This is a genomic window from Azotobacter chroococcum, from assembly GCF_002220155.1.
GTDB classification, from domain to species: Bacteria; Pseudomonadota; Gammaproteobacteria; order Pseudomonadales; family Pseudomonadaceae; genus Azotobacter; species Azotobacter chroococcum.
Genome location: NZ_CP011835.1, coordinates 110811 through 127620, shown reverse-complemented (window position 1 = coordinate 127620; position 16810 = coordinate 110811). Strand labels below are relative to the sequence as shown.

At 70.6% G+C, this 16810-nt stretch carries 19 protein-coding genes and 1 pseudogene; 12 read left to right on the top strand and 8 right to left on the bottom strand.

From position 1 onward, the window contains the following. The 3 genes from rsmB to def are packed head-to-tail and all read right to left on the bottom strand — an operon-like array spanning position 1 to position 2837. Positions 1–1326 carry a 16S rRNA (cytosine(967)-C(5))-methyltransferase RsmB gene (gene rsmB / locus ACG10_RS00565; RefSeq protein ID WP_198319057.1) on the bottom strand — a complete coding sequence of 442 codons (1326 nt, stop codon included), beginning with the start codon at positions 1324–1326 and terminating at the stop codon, positions 1–3. Between the two features lie 2 nt (positions 1327–1328). Then, entirely contained in the window at positions 1329–2273 is a 945-nt protein-coding gene (gene fmt, locus ACG10_RS00560) for a methionyl-tRNA formyltransferase (protein WP_039800791.1), read from the bottom strand. 57 nt (positions 2274–2330) lie between these two features. Next, positions 2331–2837 carry a peptide deformylase gene (def, locus tag ACG10_RS00555; RefSeq protein WP_089166724.1) on the bottom strand — a complete coding sequence of 169 codons (507 nt, stop codon included), beginning with the start codon at positions 2835–2837 and terminating at the stop codon, positions 2331–2333. Here def and ACG10_RS23470 point away from each other — a divergent pair. The 4 genes from ACG10_RS23470 (at position 2821) to ACG10_RS00540 (ending at position 5813) form a co-directional block, all read left to right on the top strand. Beyond that, positions 2821–2994: a hypothetical protein gene (locus ACG10_RS23470; RefSeq protein WP_157731337.1), complete on the top strand. Its 174-nt coding sequence runs from the start codon at positions 2821–2823 to the stop codon at positions 2992–2994. The genes def and ACG10_RS23470 overlap by 17 nt on opposite strands. After that, entirely contained in the window at positions 2991–4019 is a 1029-nt protein-coding gene (locus tag ACG10_RS00550) for a LysM peptidoglycan-binding domain-containing protein (RefSeq protein ID WP_089166723.1), read from the top strand. Before ACG10_RS23470 ends, ACG10_RS00550 begins: the two co-directional genes overlap by 4 nt. 91 nt (positions 4020–4110) lie before the next feature. Next, complete coding sequence (gene dprA / locus ACG10_RS00545) at positions 4111–5211, top strand: DNA-processing protein DprA (RefSeq protein WP_089166722.1); 1101 nt, start codon at positions 4111–4113, stop codon at positions 5209–5211. A 44-nt stretch (positions 5212–5255) separates the two neighbouring features. Next, the gene (locus ACG10_RS00540; RefSeq protein ID WP_089166721.1) at positions 5256–5813 is read left to right on the top strand and encodes an L-threonylcarbamoyladenylate synthase; all 558 of its coding nucleotides are present in this window, start codon (positions 5256–5258) and stop codon (positions 5811–5813) included. Positions 5814–5853: 40 nt separating this feature from the next. Here the strand turns inward: ACG10_RS00540 and ACG10_RS00535 are convergent, their stop codons facing one another. Beyond that, positions 5854–6831, bottom strand: coding sequence for an NADPH:quinone reductase (locus tag ACG10_RS00535; protein WP_089166720.1), 978 nt, complete (start codon positions 6829–6831; stop codon positions 5854–5856). 181 nt (positions 6832–7012) lie between these two features. On the opposite strand from ACG10_RS00535, the gene hemF reads away from it, so the two are divergent. Both hemF and aroE read left to right on the top strand, forming a co-directional pair. Beyond that, the gene (hemF, locus tag ACG10_RS00530) at positions 7013–7927 is read left to right on the top strand and encodes an oxygen-dependent coproporphyrinogen oxidase (RefSeq protein ID WP_198318989.1); all 915 of its coding nucleotides are present in this window, start codon (positions 7013–7015) and stop codon (positions 7925–7927) included. A 206-nt stretch (positions 7928–8133) separates the two neighbouring features. Then, a complete protein-coding gene (gene aroE, locus ACG10_RS00525; RefSeq protein WP_089166719.1) occupies positions 8134–8946 on the top strand; it encodes a shikimate dehydrogenase in 813 nt (270 codons plus the stop codon). Positions 8947–8952: 6 nt separating this feature from the next. Here the strand turns inward: aroE and ACG10_RS00520 are convergent, their stop codons facing one another. Further along, a complete protein-coding gene (locus ACG10_RS00520) occupies positions 8953–9285 on the bottom strand; it encodes a DUF883 family protein (protein WP_039800775.1) in 333 nt (110 codons plus the stop codon). A 229-nt stretch (positions 9286–9514) separates the two neighbouring features. Here ACG10_RS00520 and ACG10_RS00515 point away from each other — a divergent pair. Together ACG10_RS00515 and ACG10_RS00510 are read left to right on the top strand one after the other, a co-directional pair. Then, positions 9515–11310: pseudogene (locus tag ACG10_RS00515) on the top strand (copper resistance system multicopper oxidase). Further along, on the top strand, positions 11310–12233 hold the full coding sequence (locus ACG10_RS00510; RefSeq protein ID WP_232487157.1) for a copper resistance protein B: 924 nt from the start codon (positions 11310–11312) through the stop codon (positions 12231–12233). Before ACG10_RS00515 ends, ACG10_RS00510 begins: the two are co-directional and overlap by 1 nt. 7 nt (positions 12234–12240) lie before the next feature. On the opposite strand, the gene ACG10_RS00505 is transcribed toward ACG10_RS00510, so the two are convergent. After that, entirely contained in the window at positions 12241–12735 is a 495-nt protein-coding gene (locus ACG10_RS00505; RefSeq protein ID WP_039800771.1) for an MgtC/SapB family protein, read from the bottom strand. A 144-nt stretch (positions 12736–12879) separates the two neighbouring features. Between ACG10_RS00505 and ACG10_RS00500 the strand changes: the two genes are divergently transcribed. Further along, positions 12880–13104: a hypothetical protein gene (locus ACG10_RS00500; protein ID WP_089166717.1), complete on the top strand. Its 225-nt coding sequence runs from the start codon at positions 12880–12882 to the stop codon at positions 13102–13104. A 76-nt stretch (positions 13105–13180) separates the two neighbouring features. Here ACG10_RS00500 and ACG10_RS00495 read toward each other — a convergent pair whose 3' ends face one another. Next, complete coding sequence (locus tag ACG10_RS00495; RefSeq protein ID WP_089166716.1) at positions 13181–13651, bottom strand: hemerythrin domain-containing protein; 471 nt, start codon at positions 13649–13651, stop codon at positions 13181–13183. A gap of 211 nt (positions 13652–13862) precedes the next feature. Between ACG10_RS00495 and ACG10_RS00490 the strand changes: the two genes are divergently transcribed. After that, positions 13863–14978: a DUF3182 family protein gene (locus ACG10_RS00490; RefSeq protein WP_089166715.1), complete on the top strand. Its 1116-nt coding sequence runs from the start codon at positions 13863–13865 to the stop codon at positions 14976–14978. Further along, on the top strand, positions 14965–15732 hold the full coding sequence (locus tag ACG10_RS00485) for an alpha/beta hydrolase family protein (protein ID WP_089166714.1): 768 nt from the start codon (positions 14965–14967) through the stop codon (positions 15730–15732). The genes ACG10_RS00490 and ACG10_RS00485 overlap by 14 nt, the downstream gene beginning before the upstream one ends. A gap of 45 nt (positions 15733–15777) precedes the next feature. Here ACG10_RS00485 and ACG10_RS00480 read toward each other — a convergent pair whose 3' ends face one another. Further along, a complete protein-coding gene (locus ACG10_RS00480; RefSeq protein ID WP_089166713.1) occupies positions 15778–16212 on the bottom strand; it encodes a hypothetical protein in 435 nt (144 codons plus the stop codon). A gap of 273 nt (positions 16213–16485) precedes the next feature. Between ACG10_RS00480 and ACG10_RS00475 the strand changes: the two genes are divergently transcribed. Then, positions 16486–16800, top strand: a complete 315-nt coding sequence (locus ACG10_RS00475; RefSeq protein WP_089166712.1) for a c-type cytochrome — start codon at positions 16486–16488, stop codon at positions 16798–16800. Positions 16801–16810 lie beyond the last annotated feature (10 nt).

Here is a 16810-nt window from a genome sequence, read left to right as displayed (position 1 = left end):
TCAGCCGCGCGGACCGGCGGCGATCTTGATCAGCTTGGCATAGTAGAAACCGTCGTGGCCCTGGGGCTGCGGCAGCAACTGGCGGCCGTGGCGCTGCGCCAGGCCCGGCTTGGCGCCGATGAAGCTGGAGGCGATGTCCAGTTCGCGGGCGCCGGGCGTGCGGGCGAGAAAGGCGGCGATGGTGTCGCTGTTCTCCGCCGGCAGGATCGAACAGGTGGCGTAGAGCAGGATGCCACCGACCTCCAGGGTCGGCCACAGGGCGTCCAGCAGCTCGCCCTGCAGCGCGGCCAGGGCGGGGATGTCGCTGGCCTGGCGGGTCAGCTTGATGTCCGGGTGGCGGCGGATCACTCCGGTGGCGGAACAGGGCGCATCGAGCAGGATGCGCTGGAAGCGGCGGCCGTCCCACCAGCTCCCGGTGGCCCGCGCATCGGCGGCGATCAGCCGGGCCGCAAGGCCCAGCCGGTCGAGATTCTCGCGGACCCGTTCGAGACGCCTTTCCTCCAGGTCGATGGCGACCAGCTCGGCCAGCCGCGGCTCGCTTTCCAGCAGGTGGCAGGTCTTGCCGCCGGGGGCGCAACAGGCGTCCAGCACACGCTGGCCGGGCATCGGCTCGAGCAGGTAGGCGGCCAGCTGGGCTGCCTCGTCCTGCACGCTGAAGCGACCCTCGGCGAAGCCCGGCAGGCTGCGCACGTCGCGCGGTTCGCCGAGCAGGATGCCATCACGGCTGAAGCGACAGGCGCTGGCCGGAATGCCGGCCGCCGCCAGCTCGGCGAGATAGATATCCCGCGAGGCCAGCCGGCGGTTGACCCGCAGGGTCAGCGGCGGATGCTCGTTGTTGGCGGCGCAGATGGCTTCCCAGTGCTCCGGCCAGTTTGCCTTCAGGGCCTGCTGCAACCAGCGCGGATGGGCGGTGCGCGCCACCGGATCACCCTTCAGGCCGGCGAGCAGCGCCGCGCCCTCGCGCTGCACGCGGCGCAGCACGGCGTTCAGCAGACCCTTGGCCCAGGGTTTCTTCAGCTGCTCGGCACAGGCCACCGTCTCGCCGATCGCCGCATGGGCGGGGATGCGGGTATGCAGCAGCTGGTACAGGCCGATCAGCAGCAGCGCCTCGATATCCCGGTCGGCGGCCTTGAACGGCTTGTGCAGCAGTTGTTCGGCGAGCAGGGCCAGGCGCGGCTGCCAGCGGGCGGTGCCGAAGGCCAGTTCCTGGGCCAGCGCGCGGTCGCGCGGCTCGACCTGCTCCAGCTGGGCCGGCAGGGCGGCGAGCGACGCCTTGCCGGCGAGCACCGCCGCCAGTGCGCGGGTGGCGGCCAGGCGCGGATTCAGGCTCATGTCCCCAGCACCTGGCCGACAGCGAACTGCTCGCGGCGGCTGTGGTACAGCTCGGCGAAGGCCAGCGGCTTGCCACCCGGCAGCTGCAGGCGGGTCAGGCGCAGGGCGCCGCTGCCGCAGGCGACGGTCAGGCCGTCGCGGCGGGCGGCGAGGATGGTTCCCGGCGCCCCCTCGCCCGCCTCGACGAGCGCGCCGAACACCTTCAGCGGCGTGCCGTTCAGGCTGCTGTGGCAGACCGGCCAGGGATCGAAGGCGCGGATCCGCCGCGCCAGCTCGTCTGCCGGGCGGCTCCAGTCGAGGCGTGCCTCGTCCTTGTTCAGCTTGTGCGCGTAGGTGGCCAGGGCGTCGTCCTGCACCTCGCCGGCGAGTTCGCCGGCGGCCAGCCTGGCGACGGCCTCGACCAGGGCCTGCGCACCCAGCCCGGCCAGGCGGTCGTGCAGGCTGCCGCCGGTGTCGTCGGGCTGGATCGGCGTGGCGACCTTGAGCAGCATCGGCCCGGTGTCCAGACCTGCTTCCATCTGCATCACGGTGACCCCGGATTCGCCGTCGCCGGCCTCGATGGCGCGCTGGATCGGCGCCGCGCCGCGCCAGCGCGGCAGCAGCGAGGCATGGCTGTTGATGCAGCCGAGGCGCGGGATGTCCAGCACTGCCTGCGGCAGGATCAGCCCGTAGGCGACCACCAGCAGGAGGTCGGGTTCGAGCGCCGCCAGCTCCGCCTGGGCGGCGGGATCGCGCAGGCTCGAAGGCTGCAGGACGGGGATGGCGTGCTGCAGGGCGAGCTGCTTCACCGGACTGGGCATCAGCTTCTGCCCGCGTCCGGCGGGGCGATCCGGCTGGGTGTAGACGGCGATCGGCCGCTGGCCGGCGGCCAGCAGGGCCTTGAGGTGTTCGGCGGCGAATTCGGGCGTGCCGGCGAAGACGATGCGCAAAGGCTGGGTCATGGTCGCTCGCTCAAGAAAGAAAGAGGCTTGCCACGGCAAGCCTGCGCAGGGACGGGCTCAGCCGTGCTGGCGATGCTGCTTCTCCAGCTTCTTGCGGATGCGGTCGCGCTTGAGCGTCGACAGGTAGTCGACGAACAGCTTGCCGTTCAGATGGTCGCACTCGTGCTGGATGCACACCGCCAGCAGGCCGTCGGCGACCAGCTCGAAGGGCTGGCCGTCGCGATCCAGGGCGCGGATGCGGACCTGCAGCGGACGCTCGACGTTCTCGTAGAAGCCGGGCACCGACAGGCAGCCCTCCTGGTAGGGCCCCAGCTCCGCGGTGAGCGGCTCGAATTCCGGGTTGATGAACACCCGCGGCTCGCTCTTGTCCTCGGACAGGTCCATCACCACCAGGCGCTGGTGCACGTTCACCTGGGTCGCCGCCAGGCCGATGCCGGGCGCGGCGTACATGGTCTCGAACATGTCGTCGATCAGCCGGCGCAGGTCGTCGTCCACCGACTCGACGGGTTTGGCGACGGTGCGCAGGCGCGGGTCGGGGAATTCGAGGATGTTCAGTATCGCCATATGCGTTTGTGATGCACTTGGGGAATTGATCGAAACGGCTGCTGATAAGATGCTGAGCAGCATTGAAAAAACGGCTTTACGCCGCGATCCCGAAGGGAAATACGGCGGCGCTCGACGTTTCACGCGAAGGCACATGATAAAGGGATTCACCGCATGAGGAAATCACTACTCGCCCTGCTGCTGCTGGCTGCCGGCGGCTCCCTGGCGCAGGCCGAGGTGCAGCTTCGCGCGGGTCATCCGCAGAGCTACACGGTCGTCCGGGGCGACACCCTGTGGGACATCTCCGGCAAGTTCCTCCGCGCCCCCTGGCAGTGGCCGCAGCTCTGGCACGTCAACCCGCAGATCGAGAACCCGCACCTGATCTATCCGGGCGACGTGCTGAGCCTGGTCTACATCGACGGCCAGCCGCGCCTGATGCTCAACCGCGGCGCCAGCCGCGGCACCATCAGGCTGTCGCCGCAGATCCGCCGCACGCCGATGGTCCAGGCCATCCCGACCATTCCGCTGGAGAAGATCAACAGCTTCCTGCTCAGCAACCGCATCGTCGACGACGCGGCGGAGTTCGAGGGCGCGCCCTACGTGGTCGCCGGCAATGCCGAACGGGTGGTCAGCGGCGCCGGCGACCGGGTCTACGCGCGCGGCGACTTCTCCGCCGGCGAGGCGGCCTACGGCATCTTCCGCCAGGGCAAGACCTACACCGATCCGGAGACCAAGGAGGTCCTCGGCATCAACGCCGACGACATCGGCACCGGCGAGGTGGTCGCCGAGGAAGGCGACATCGCCACCCTGGTGCTCAACCGCTCGACCCAGGAAGTGCGCATCGGCGACCGCCTGTTCCGCACCGAGGAGCGGGCCGTCAACTCCACCTTCATGCCCAGCGAGCCGGCCAGCCCGATCGACGGGGTGATCCTCGACGTGCCGCGCGGCGTGACCCAGGTCGGCAACTTCGACGTGGTCACCCTCAACAAGGGCAGCCGCGACGGCCTGGCCGAAGGCCACGTGCTGGCGGTGTACAAGACCGGAGAAACCGTGCGCGACCGCATCACCGGCGAGCCGGTGAAGATTCCCGACGAGCGCTCCGGCCTGCTGATGGTGTTCCGCACCTACGAGCGGCTCAGCTACGGCCTGATCCTCACCGCCAGCCGCCAGCTGGCGGTGATGGACAAGGTGCGCAACCCGTAACCCCTGCTTCCTGCCCCCTCCCGCCGGAGGGGGTGCCGGACCGAGTGCCGGCCCCGCCTGTTCGTTCCGTAGATCAAGGATGATCGCCCCCATGCCCCTCTCGCCCGCCGAACTGGAAGCGCGCCTGCGCCTGCACGCCCTGCCCGGCTTCGGGCCGCGCCGCCATCGGCGCCTGCTCGAGGCCTTCGCCAGCGCCTCGGCGGCGCTCAGCGCGCCGGCTTCCGCCTGGCGCGCGCTGGGGCTGCCGGCCGGCTGCGCCGAGGCGCGGCGCAGCGCCGAGGTCCGCCAGCAGGCGGCGATGGCGCTCGCCTGGCTGGAGCAGCCGCAGCGGCAGCTGCTGCTGCTCGGCGAGCCCGGCTATCCGGCCCTGCTCGCCGAGCTGGACGACGCCCCGCCGCTGCTCTTCGTCGAAGGCGAGGCGGCCCTGCTCGAGCAGCCGCAGCTGGCCATGGTCGGCAGCCGCCGCGCCTCGAAACCCGGGCTGGACACTGCCCGCGCCTTCGCCCGGCAGCTTGCCGGCGCCGGCTTCGTCATCAGCAGCGGACTGGCCTTGGGCATCGACGGCGCCGCCCACCGCGGCGCGCTGGAGGCGTCCGGCCAGACCGTGGCGGTGCTCGGCACCGGCCTGCAGCGCATCTATCCGGCCCGCCATGCGCCCCTGGCGGCGGAGATCCTCGCCGGCGGCGGCGCGCTGGTCTCCGAACTGCCGCTGGACTGCCCGCCCCAGGCGGGCAATTTCCCGCGCCGCAACCGCATCATCAGCGGCCTGTCCCTCGGCGTGCTGGTGGTCGAGGCCAGCCCCTCCAGCGGCTCGCTGATCACCGCCCGGCTGGCCGCCGAGCAGGGCCGCGAGGTCTATGCGATTCCCGGCTCGATCCACCATCCCGGCGCCCGCGGCTGCCATCAGCTGATCCGCGACGGCGCGACCCTGGTGGAAAGCATCGAGCACATCCTCGAGGCGCTGCGCGGCTGGCAGAACCTCGCGCCAGCGCCTCGGCCGCCGGCCGTGCCGGCCCCGGCCGGCGAGCGGCATCCGCTGCTGGCGCTGCTCCATGCCGCCCCGCAGACCAGCGAGGCGCTGGCCCTGGCCAGCGGCTGGCCGCTCGCCCGGGTGCTGGCGGCGCTCACCGAGCTGGAGCTGGACGGCCTGGTGGCCTGCGAAGGCGGCCGCTGGCTGGGCTGCGCCGGCTGACGGGCTTGGTACACTGCGCCGAATCTTTTTTCCGGAGGCAAGCGATGCACGGCAGTTGGCGGGTGCGACAGGTGGCGCGGGTGCTGCGCGCCGGCGGGGTGATCGCCTATCCGACCGAGGCGGTCTGGGGCCTGGGCTGCGACCCGTGGAACGAGGCCGCGGTGCGCCGCCTGCTGGCGCTCAAGGGGCGGCCGCAGGAGAAGGGCCTGATCCTGGTCGCCGCCGACATCGGCCAGTTCGACTTCCTGCTCCATGACCTGCCGCCGGCCTGGCGGGAGCGCCTGGCCGGCAGTTGGCCGGGGCCGAACACCTGGCTGGTGCCGCACCACCACCGCCTGCCGGCGTGGATCACCGGTCGCCACGCGAGCGTCGCCCTGCGCGTCAGCGACCACCCGCGGGTGCGCGCGCTGTGCAGCCTCGCCGGCCCGCTGGTGTCCACCTCGGCCAACCCCGCCGGCCACCCGGCCGCCCGCTCGCGGCTGCGCGTCGAACAGTACTTCCCGCGCCGGCTGGACGCCGTGCTCGGCGGCGCCCTGGGCGGGCGGCGCAACCCGAGCCTGATCCGCGACCTGGCCAGCGGCCAGGTGATCCGCCCGGCCTAGGGCCGCTGTCACGGCCTACGCCAAAACATCAACAGCCCCATCACGGCAGCAGGACGGTCGAGCCGACGGTCCGCCGCGAGGTCAGCGCCTCCTGGGCCCGGCCGGCCTCGGCGAGGGGGAAGCGCTGGCCGATCTCGACCCGCACCTGGCCGCTGGCGAGCACGGCGAACAGCTCGTCGGCCATCGCCTGCAGGCGCTCCGGGGTGTCGGCGTAGCCGGCCAGGGTCGGACGGGTGACGAACAGCGAGCCCTTCTGCGCCAGCACCCCGAGGTTGACGCCGGTCACCGGCCCGGAGGCGTTGCCGAAGCTGACCAGCAGGCCGCGCGGGGCGACGCAGTCCAGCGAGGTGTCCCAGGTGTCCTTGCCGATCGAATCGTAGACCACCGGACACTTGCGCCCGTCGGTCAGCTCCAGCACCCGCTGCGCCACGTTCTCGCGGCTGTAGTCGATGGTCGCCCAGGCGCCCAGGGCCCTGGCCCGCTCGGCCTTCTCCGGCGAGCCGACGGTGCCGATCAGCCGGAGGCCGAGCGCCCTGGCCCACTGGCAGGCGAGGCTGCCGACGCCGCCGGCCGCGGCATGGAAGAGGATGGTCTCGCCGCCCTGGAAATGACCGATCTGGCGCAGCAGGTACTGCACGGTGAGGCCCTTGAGCATCGCCGCGGCGGCCTGCTCGAAATCGATCGCGTCCGGCAGCCTGACCAGCCTGTCCGCCGGCAGCACATGGAACTCGCCGTAGGCGCCCAGCGGACCGTTGGCATAGGCGACCCGGTCGCCGACCCGGAAGCGCCCGACTTCGCTGCCGACCGCCTCGACCTCCCCGGCGCCCTCCAGGCCGAGCCCGGACGGCAGCTGCGGCGGGGCATACAGGCCGCTGCGGTAGTAGGTATCGATGAAGTTCAGGCCGATCGCCCGGTTGCGCACCCTAACCTCGTGCGGCCCCGGCTCCGGCGGCGTGCAGTCGACCCATTCGAGGACCTCGGGGCCGCCGTGACGGCTGATCTGGATACGCTTGGCCATGTCTCTGTTCCTCCGCAGGATCGCTGCTGTGTCCGTGCCGCGTGCCGCGGCGAGGCCACTATCCAAGCGTCAAGCCCTCCGTCCCGTCAACTTCGGCAAGGAATTGCGCAATGTTATGCTAGCCGCCCGTCCGGGCCTGCGGGCCGCCTTGTCCAGTGCCGTTTTCAACATGGGAAATGCCGTGAACGATCAAATCGAGGCCGTGAAGGCCTACCTGCTCGACCTGCAAGACCGTATCTGCGCCGCCCTCGAGGCCGAGGACGGCGGCGCGCGCTTTCGCGAGGACGCCTGGCTCCGCGAAGGCGGCGGCGGCGGCCGCACCCGGGTGCTGGAGAACGGCGCACTGATCGAGAAGGGCGGCGTCAACTTCTCCCACGTCTACGGCGCCGGCCTGCCGCCGTCGGCCAGCGCGCACCGTCCGGAACTGGCCGGACGGGGCTTCCAGGCCCTCGGCGTGTCGCTGGTGATCCATCCGCGCAACCCCTATGTGCCGACCTCCCACGCCAACGTGCGGCTGTTCGTCGCCGAAAAGGAGGGCGAGGCGCCGGTCTGGTGGTTCGGCGGCGGCTTCGACCTGACCCCCTATTACGCCTTCGAGGAAGACTGCGTGTTCTGGCACCAGGTCGCCCGCGACGCCTGCGCGCCCTTCGGCGCCGACGTCTACCCACGCTTCAAGGAGTGGTGCGACCGCTACTTCCACCTCAAGCACCGCAACGAGCCGCGCGGCATCGGCGGGCTGTTCTTCGACGACCTCAACGCGTGGGATTTCGACACCAGCTTCGCCTTCCTGCGCGCCGTCGGCGATGCCTACATCCAGGCCTACCTGCCGATCGTGCAGAAGCGCAAGGGCACCCCCTACGGCGAGCGCGAGCGCGAGTTCCAGGCCTATCGCCACGGCCGCTACGTGGAGTTCAACCTGGTCTACGACCGCGGCACCCTGTTCGGCCTGCAGTCCGGCGGACGCACCGAGTCGATCCTCATGTCGCTGCCGGCCGAGGTGCGCTGGGGCTACGACTGGAAACCCGAGCCGGGCACGCCCGAGGCGCGCCTGACCGAGTACTTCCTCACCGATCGCGACTGGCTGGCCCAGGCCTGAGCTTCGTGCAGCAAACCGGGCATCGTCTCGGAGTACAGTTCCTGTAGGCTGGGAAACGGCCGCCGGCCTTTCCCGCCAGCGGGGGGACAACGCCGCAAGCGCTTTCCTCCCGGCCGTTAAGGACGAACCCTTCAGCATGGATAGACCACACACTCTTTGAGGCGGGCGCCACAGGCGCTCCCTCGTTGCCGGAGGATCTTCTTCCCATGGACCGCTACGTCGTGTTCGGCAATCCCATCGGCCACAGCAAGTCGCCGCAGATCCATCGCCTGTTCGCCCGGCAGACCGGCCAGGCGCTCAGCTACGAGCCCCTGCTGGCGCCGCTGGAGGACTTCGCCGGGGCGGCCCGCGCCTTCTTCGCCGACGGCAAGGGCGCCAACGTCACCGTGCCTTTCAAGGAGGACGCCTTCCGCCTGGCCGACGAACTCACCCCCCGCGCCCGCCGCGCCGGGGCGGTGAACACCCTGATGAAGCTCGAGGACGGCGCGCTGCTCGGCGACAACACCGACGGCGCCGGGCTGGTGCGCGACCTCCAGCAGGCCGGCCTGAACCTGGCGGGGCTGCGCATCCTGCTGCTCGGCGCCGGCGGCGCGGTGCGCGGGGTGCTCGAACCCTTGCTGGCGGAGCGTCCGGCGGCGCTGGTGATCGCCAACCGCAGCGAGGACAAGGCCGAGCAACTGGTCGGCGAGTTCGGCGAACTCGGCCCGCTGAGCGCCTGCGCCTTCGCCGCCCTGCAGGGGCCGTTCGACCTGATCGTCAACGGCACCTCGGCGAGCCTGGCCGGCGAACTGCCGCCGCTGCCCGCCGGACTGATCCAGCCGGGCCGCGGCTTCTGCTACGACATGATGTACGGCCGCGAGGCCACGCCCTTCTGCCACTGGGCCCAGCAGCAGGGCACGGCGCGGACCCGCGACGGCCTGGGCATGCTGGTCGAGCAGGCCGCCGAGTCCTTCCAGCTGTGGCGCGGCGTCCGCCCGGACACCGCCAGCGTGCTGGCCGAGCTGCGCCGGGCGCTCTGACGGCGCTCAGTGATCCCGGCCGCGGGCGAACAGCATCCCGAACAGCGCGGCGGCGCCGACGCCCACCGCCAGGCTGGCCCAGGGATGGGCACGGACACAGTCGCGGGTACACTGGCCGACCTGGTGACAATGCTGGGCCAGGCTGTGGGCGCCGTCGTGGCAGTGATGGCGGGAGTGCTGCAGCAGGTCCTCGGCGCGCGCCCTGAGCCGCTCGTAGCCGTGCCGGGTATCGTGCGAGGCGCTGCTCCTGAGATGCTCCAGGGCATGCATCAGGTCGTGGATCTCCTTCTCGAGGCGTTCCTCGGCCAGGGACGTGCGGGGGGTCTTGAACAGCGACATGGGGGCAGCTCCAGTCCGGTGGTCATGGATGTGCCGCGGCAGGCTCCGGCGTGCCGCGCTGTCGAGCAAGCATAGTCCAGTGTGCCGAGGGCCTCGACCGCGGGTCACCCGGCCATCGGCTCCGTCCCGCCTTACAGAAATGTAATCACCCGCCGTCGCCGGATATGGCAGTTTTTCGGAACGTCGCCTCGCGCGGCCCTGTTTTTCCGCAAGACTGGACATCAACGGCATGCATTGCAAAACCTCGCGGCGGACCTTCGTCAAGGGCCTCGCCGCCGGCGGCCTCCTCGCCGGCTTCGGCCTCTGGCGAGCGCCGGTCTGGGCGCTGGGCGGTCCCGCCCGGCCCACGCTGCTTTCCGGCAGCGAATTCGACCTCGACATCGGCGAGGTCCCGGTGAACATCACCGGCAGGCCGCGCACCGCCACCGTCATCAACGGCTCCCTGCCCGGCCCCACCCTGCGCTGGCGCGAGGGCGACACCGTCACCCTGCGGGTGCGCAACCGCCTGGACGAGGACACCTCGATCCACTGGCACGGCATCCTCCTGCCGGCCAACATGGACGGCGTGCCGGGCCTGAGCTTCGACGGCATCGCCCCGGGCGGCCGCTACGAATACCGCTTCAGGGTGAAGCAGAGCGGCACCTACTGGTACCACAGCCACTCCGGCTTCCAGGAGCAGACCGGCGTGTACGGCGCCTTGATCATCGACCCGCGCGAGCCCGAGCCCTTCCAGTACGAGCGCGACTACGTGGTGATGCTCAGCGACTGGACCGACGAGAACCCGGCGCGGGTCCTGAAGAAGCTCAAGAAGCAGTCGGACTACTACAACTTCCACAAGCGCACGGTCGGCGACTTCATCGCCGACGTCGGCGAGCACGGCTGGGCGGCGACCGTTGCCGAGCGCAAGGCCTGGGCGGCGATGAACATGACTCCCACCGACCTGGCCGACGTCAGCGCCCACACCTACACCTACCTGCTGAACGGCCAGTCGCCGGCCGGCAACTGGACCGGCCTGTTCCGCCGCGGCGAGCGGGTCCGCCTGCGCCTGATCAACGCCTCGGCGATGACCTACTTCGACGTGCGCATCCCCGGCCTGAAGATGACCGTGGTCGCTGCCGACGGGCAGAACGTCGAGCCGGTGAGCGTCGACGAGCTGCGCATCGCCGTGGCCGAGACCTACGACGTGATCGTCGAGCCGCAGGACGCCGAGGCCTACACCCTGTTCGCCCAGTCCCTCGACCGCAGCGGCTACGCCCGCGGCACCCTGGCGTTGCGCGAGGGCTGAGCGCGCCGGTGCCCGCGCCCGATCCGCGCCCGCAGCTGAGCATGGCCGACATGGGCCACGGCGGCATGGACCACGGCGCGCACGGGAGCGCCGCGCCGGCGAGCCGCGAGCCGGCCGGGCATGCCGGGATGGATCACGGGAGCATGGCGCATGCCGGCATGGACCATGGCGCCATCAGCCACGGCGGCACGGATCACGCCGCGCCGGGCGGGGAAATGCAGGCCCATCCGGCCTCGGAGACCGGCAATCCGCTGGTCGACATGCAGACCATGACGCCCACCGCCAGGCTGGACGATCCCGGCATCGGCCTGCGCGACAACGGCCGCCGGGTGCTGACCTACGCCGACCTCAGGAGCGCCTTCGTCGACCCGGACGGCCGCGAGCCGGGCCGCACCCTCGAGCTGCACCTGACCGGCCACATGGAAAGGTTCGCCTGGTCGTTCGACGGCATCCCCTTCGCCGATGCCGAGCCGCTGCGCCTGAAGTACGGCGAGCGGCTGCGCATCGTGCTGGTCAACGACACCATGATGACCCATCCCATCCACCTGCACGGCATGTGGAGCGACCTGGAGGACGAGCAGGGCAACTTCCTGGTGCGCAAGCACACCCTCGACATGCCGCCCGGCTCGCGGCGCAGCTACCGCGTCACCGCCGACGCCCTGGGCCGCTGGGCCTACCACTGCCACCTGATGTTCCACATGGAGACGGGCATGTTCCGCGAAGTGCGGGTGGAGGAATGATGGCCGTCCTCTACCGACTCCCGAACCACATGCCGCGCGCCGCCGCCCTCGCCGCCGCGCTGGCGGTGCCCCTGGGCGCGCTGGCCGCCGACGGGCACGCCGGTCACGGCCACCATCCGGCGCCGCAGGCCGGGCCGATGGAGCATGGCGCGCACGGCGGTCACGATCACACCGGCCATGCCGGCATGCAGCATTCCCCGGCCAGCGCGGCCCTGCCGCCGAACATCCCGCGCCTCACCGACGCCGACCGCGCCGCCGCCTTTCCCCCGCTGTCCGGCCATGCGCCCCATGGCCGCTCGCTCAACAGCCTGCTGCTGTTCGAGAAGCTCGAATACCAGGATGCCGACGACGGCAGCGCCCTGGTCTGGGACGCCAGCGGCTGGATCGGCGGCGATATCGACCGGCTGTGGCTGCGCTCGGAGGGCGAGCGTACCAACGGGCACACCGAACAGGCCGAGCTCCAGGCGCTCTGGGGGCATGCCATCGGTCCTTGGTGGGAACTGGTCGGCGGCCTGCGCCAGGACTTCAAGCCCGGCTCGGCGCAGACCTGGGCCGCCATCGGCCTCCAAGGCATGCCCTTCTACGGCCTGGAGACGGAAATCACCGCCTACTACGGCGAGGGCGGCCAGAGCTCCCTGCGCCTGGAGGCCGACTACGACATCCTGCTGACCAATCGGCTGATCCTCCAGCCGACCGTGGAGACCAACTTCTACGGCCGCAACGACCGCGAGCGCGGGGTCGGCGCCGGGCTGGGCGAGATCGAGGCCGGACTGCGCCTGCGCTACGAGTTCACCCGCCAGTTCGCGCCCTATATCGGCGTCAGCTGGGGCCGCCTGTACGGCAACAGCGAGGACCTGGCCCGCGACGAAGGCGAGGACGAGGAGGAGGCGCGCCTGGTCGCCGGCATCCGCCTGTGGTTCTGAGCGGCACTCAGGCGTCGTTGCGCTCCTTCTCCAGCCGGTTGAGGAACCAGGAGACGACATTGAGGATGAACAGGCCCAGCAGGGTGCCGAGCACGGCGGTGGCCTGATGGCCGAGGCCGACCGCCACGCCGATGGCGGTGGTGAGCCAGAGGCCGGCCGAGGTGGTCAGGCCCTTCACCTGGGCCTGATCGCGGCTTTTCAGGATGGTGCCGGCGCAGAGGAAGCCGATCCCGGCCACGATGCCCTGGATTACCCGGCTCAGGGCGTCGTCTCTGGCGCCGTCCTGCTCCGGGATCAGCACGAACAGCGCGGCCCCCAGGGCCACCAGCATGTGGGTGCGCACGCCGGCGGCATGCCCGTGATGCTCGCGCTCGAAGCCCAGCAGGCCGCCGAGCACGGCCGCCAGCAGCAGGCGCAGGCCGACCCGGATGGTCTGCTCGAGTTCGGAAAGATCGGAAAACTCCTGGGCCAGGGTCGCCATGAATACGTCCCATGCACTCATGCGCTTCCTCCGGCTTCCGGGCAGGGATGCAACGCTCTCAGTAAAGCAGGTTCGCCATGGCGGACATGCGGTCGCCGGCGCGGGAACCTCTGCCGCAACGCGCGGGTTCTAATTCCTGAACCCGTTTCGTGCAGAGGATTCCCCATGGCCAAGAAGCACCACTTCCTCGTCAGCTACACCCTCAACGAGCAGCCGCAGTCGACCGAAGTCGAGTCGGACGCGGAAACCCTTTCCATCGACCAGGCGCGCTTTCACATCGCCGCCCTGCACACCTCGGACGTGCCGGCCGACATCACCGACGTGCAGGTGACCAAGATCGCCCACCCGAGGGAGCCCGGCAGCACGCCGGGGCATTACCAGCAGCCGTGAGCGGCGGCTTCCGCATGGGCGGGATAAACATAAGGGAGGGGGCCTGCCCGCCGGCGGCGGCGCAGGCCGGGCCGGCTCAGGCAGCTCTTTCCCCGGCCTGCCGCTTGAGCTCCTTCCTGCGGCTTTCCATCTGCGCGCCCAGCTCCTCGAGGCGCTCCTCGCCGAGCAGCTCGCAGGCCTTGGGCAGCATCTCCTGCTCCTCTTCCTCGATATGGTGCTCGATCATGTCTTTCAGCACCTTCACCCGGCCGGCGAATTCGCTGCTCGCCGGGTCGGTCTTTTCCAGATCGGGCAGGATCAGCGCCTCCACCGCACGGTGCTCCTCCTTCGCCTCGTGGAACAGGACCTCGCCTTCCTTGCCGCTCGCCGCCCTGAACGCGGAATAGAAGATCTCCTCCTCCAGCCGGGCGTGGGTCATCAGCTCCTCGTGCAGATGGCGCATCAGCTCCTCGCGGGTCTTGATGCCGCGCTCGGTGGTCTTGCCCAGGCGCTCGAAGAGTTGCTTGACCGCCTCGTGATCGTGCTTCAGCAGTTCGACAGCGTTCATCGTCAGTCTCCTTGGAGGGGTGTCGCCTCTAAGCTGACCCTTTGCCCGGCCAATGGGTTCGATGTTTCCGCCTACCCGTTCGTCTCTCCGGGCGGATTGCCCGTGCCGGGGAATGTTCCCGGCACGGCGGCAGTCCATACCGTTAGGAGCGTCGCTTTCCGCGCCGCTCCAGCACATCCGGCCAGCTGGGGGAACAGCGATGAACACAGCCATGGAACCTGATCGACAGAACGGCCCGGGTACGGTGGTGATCTACAGCAACCGTGGCCACGAGGCCCTCCACGAGCGCGCCGTGCACCTCGACCTGGGGAATCGCCTGGCGCTGCTGCAAGGACTGGAATTCGGCGGCGAGTACGATCCAGCGCTCGCCTATCCGGGACTCCTGTACTTCGTGCCCAGCGGCACCGTGATCGGCCGGCGGAACGCGCGCCGGCTCGGCCTGCGCAGCGCCGCGGACCTCTTCGGCGGGGTGGTGCCGCAGCCCTTCATGGCCACCAAGGCGATCACCCACGGGCTGCTGCGGGCCGGCGCCCAGGCCCCGCCCGGCTGGTCGCGCCGCTTCACCCAGCGGGTGGCGGACGCGGTACTGCGCGGCTTCACCGTGTTCAGCCGCGAGGAGGCCGGCGCGGCCGGCCGCCGGCTGCTGGCCGAGGGGCCGCTGCGGATCAAGCCGGTGCTGGCGAGCGGCGGCCGCGGGCAGCGCCTGGTCGAGGATCCGGCGGAGCTCGATCGACAGCTGGCGGCGCTGGACGAGGACGAGCTGGGCCGCTTCGGCCTGGTGCTGGAGGAGCAGCTGGAGCAGGTGTCGACCTACAGCGTCGGCCAGGTACAGGTCGGCGACCTGCTGGCGACCTATTGCGGCACCCAGCGGCTGACCCTCGACAACCAGGGCGAGGAGGTCTACGGCGGCTCGGACCTGCTGGTGGTGGCCGGCGATTTCGACGAGCTGCTCGCCCTCGCGCTGGACGAGCCGGTGCGCCTGGCCGTGCAGCAGGCGCGCCTCTACGACGCCGCGGCGCTCGACAGCTTCGCCGGCTTCTTCGCCTCGCGGCGCAACTACGACATCGCCCGCGGCCTGGACAGCCGGGGCAATACCCGCTCCGGGGTGCTCGAGCAGTCCTGGCGCATCGGCGGCGCCAGCAGCGCGGAAATCGCCGCGCTGGAGGCGTTCCGCGCCGGTGCGCGGGTGGTCCGGGCGTCCGCGCTGGAGCTGTTCGGCCCGGAGCAGGTCACGCCCCCCGGGGCGTGCGTGCTGTTTCGCGGCGAGGACCCGGAACTCGGCTACCTGACCAAATGCGTGGTGACCACGGAGCATGGCAACCCGTAGCGAAAGCGTCGAACTACCGGTGGAGGACCAGCGGCTCGCCGGCACCTTCCTCAGCCCGGACACCCGGATGCCGGGGCTGCTGTTCGTGCACGGCTGGGGCGGCAGCCAGGAGCGCGACCTGAAGCGCGCGCGGGGCATCGCCGGGCTCGGCTGCGTCTGCCTGACCTTCGACATGCGCGGCCACGGCGGCACCCTGGCGCAGCAGCAGGGCGTCACCCGCGAGGACAACCTGCACGACCTGATCGCCGCCTACGACCTGCTGGCCCGGCACCCGGCCATCGACCGCGACGCCATCGCGGTGGTCGGCAGCAGCTACGGCGGCTATCTGGCCACCATCCTCACCTCGCTGCGCCCGGTGAAGTGGCTCGCCCTGCGCGTGCCGGCGCTCTATCGGGACGCCGAGTGGAGCCGCCCCAAGCGCGAACTCGACCGCCAGGACCTGCAGCTGTACCGCAACTCGCCGCTGACGCCGGCCGACAACCGCGCGCTGGGGGCCTGCGCGGCCTTTCGCGGCGACGTGCTGCTCGTCGAGTCGGAGAACGACCAGCTGATCCCGCACACCACGCTCATGAACTACCGCAGCGCCTTCGTCCGCGCCCACTCGCTGACCCACCGGATCATCGACGGCGCCGACCACGCGCTGAGCGGGGAACTCTGCCAGCAGGCCTACACCTCGATCCTGGTGCACTGGGTGACCGAGATGGTGGTCAAGTCCCGGGTCGGCAGCCTCTCCCCGGAGGGACGCGGGGGCTGAAGGCCGTGCGCGGGGATGTCCCGAACAGGCGCCAGCCGGCCGCCGCTACTGCGACCATTTCCCGCCGCCGCTCTCGCAGTCGATGCGGGTCTGCTCCCGGTCGTGCACCTGGTAGTAGTAGGTGACGATCTGCGCGTCGTCCGGCAGCGGGTCCGGCCAGGTGCCCTGGACGAATTGGCCGCTGGCGTCTTCGTTGGCCAGGGTTTCCTGGGTCAGGGCCGCGGTGCACTTGCCGAAATGGCCGCTCGGGCAGTTCGCGCGCTTTTCCTTGTGCACCCCGGCCACGGGGCTCTTCTCGGTGTTGCAGGACCAGTCCAGCGAGCCGGCCGGCATGCCGCGGTGCTCGAAGCAGGACTCCATGACGCTATTCGCGGTGCCGGCCACCGCCAGTTGCTCGGTCACGTGGCAGACCTCGGCCAGCAGTCGCGGGCTGGACAGGCCGGCGCAGAGAAAAACCCCAATCGCGAACAGGCGCTTCATGGCAGACCTCCGGGAGGCAATGAAACAGTCGCGGCGCGAGAGCCGCCCTTTCGCGTGGGACTGGCGTTGTCTGGCGAGAGTTCGGCGCCACAGGACCGGCGGCAACCGCTTGCCCCGCGCAGCGCGACGCCGTAGCCGGAACGCGATCCAGAGGATTGATTTGCCCCACCCCTGGCTCTAACGTGGATAAGGGGGCGCTCGGCATTTTTCCTGCCTGATTCGGGCCGAGCGTGTGTCACCCAGTCTTTGTTAGCCTTGAGGAAATCAAAAATTATGAAAAAGATCCTGATCCCGTTGCTCGCCTTCGGCGGCGCGCTGGCCCTGCAGCCGGCCCTGGCCGAGGACGGCGACGCGCTGTACAAGACCAAGGGCTGCACGGTTTGTCACGCGGTCGACAGCAAGCTGGTCGGCCCCTCCTACAAGGACGTCGCCGCCAAGTACGCCGGCCAGGCCGATGCCATCGACGTGCTCGCCGCCAAGATCAAGAACGGCGGCTCGGGCAACTGGGGGCAGATCCCGATGCCGCCGAACGCCGTCACCGAGGAAGAAGCCAAGGCCCTCGCCAAGTGGGTCCTCGAGCAGAAATAAGCGTCCCGGG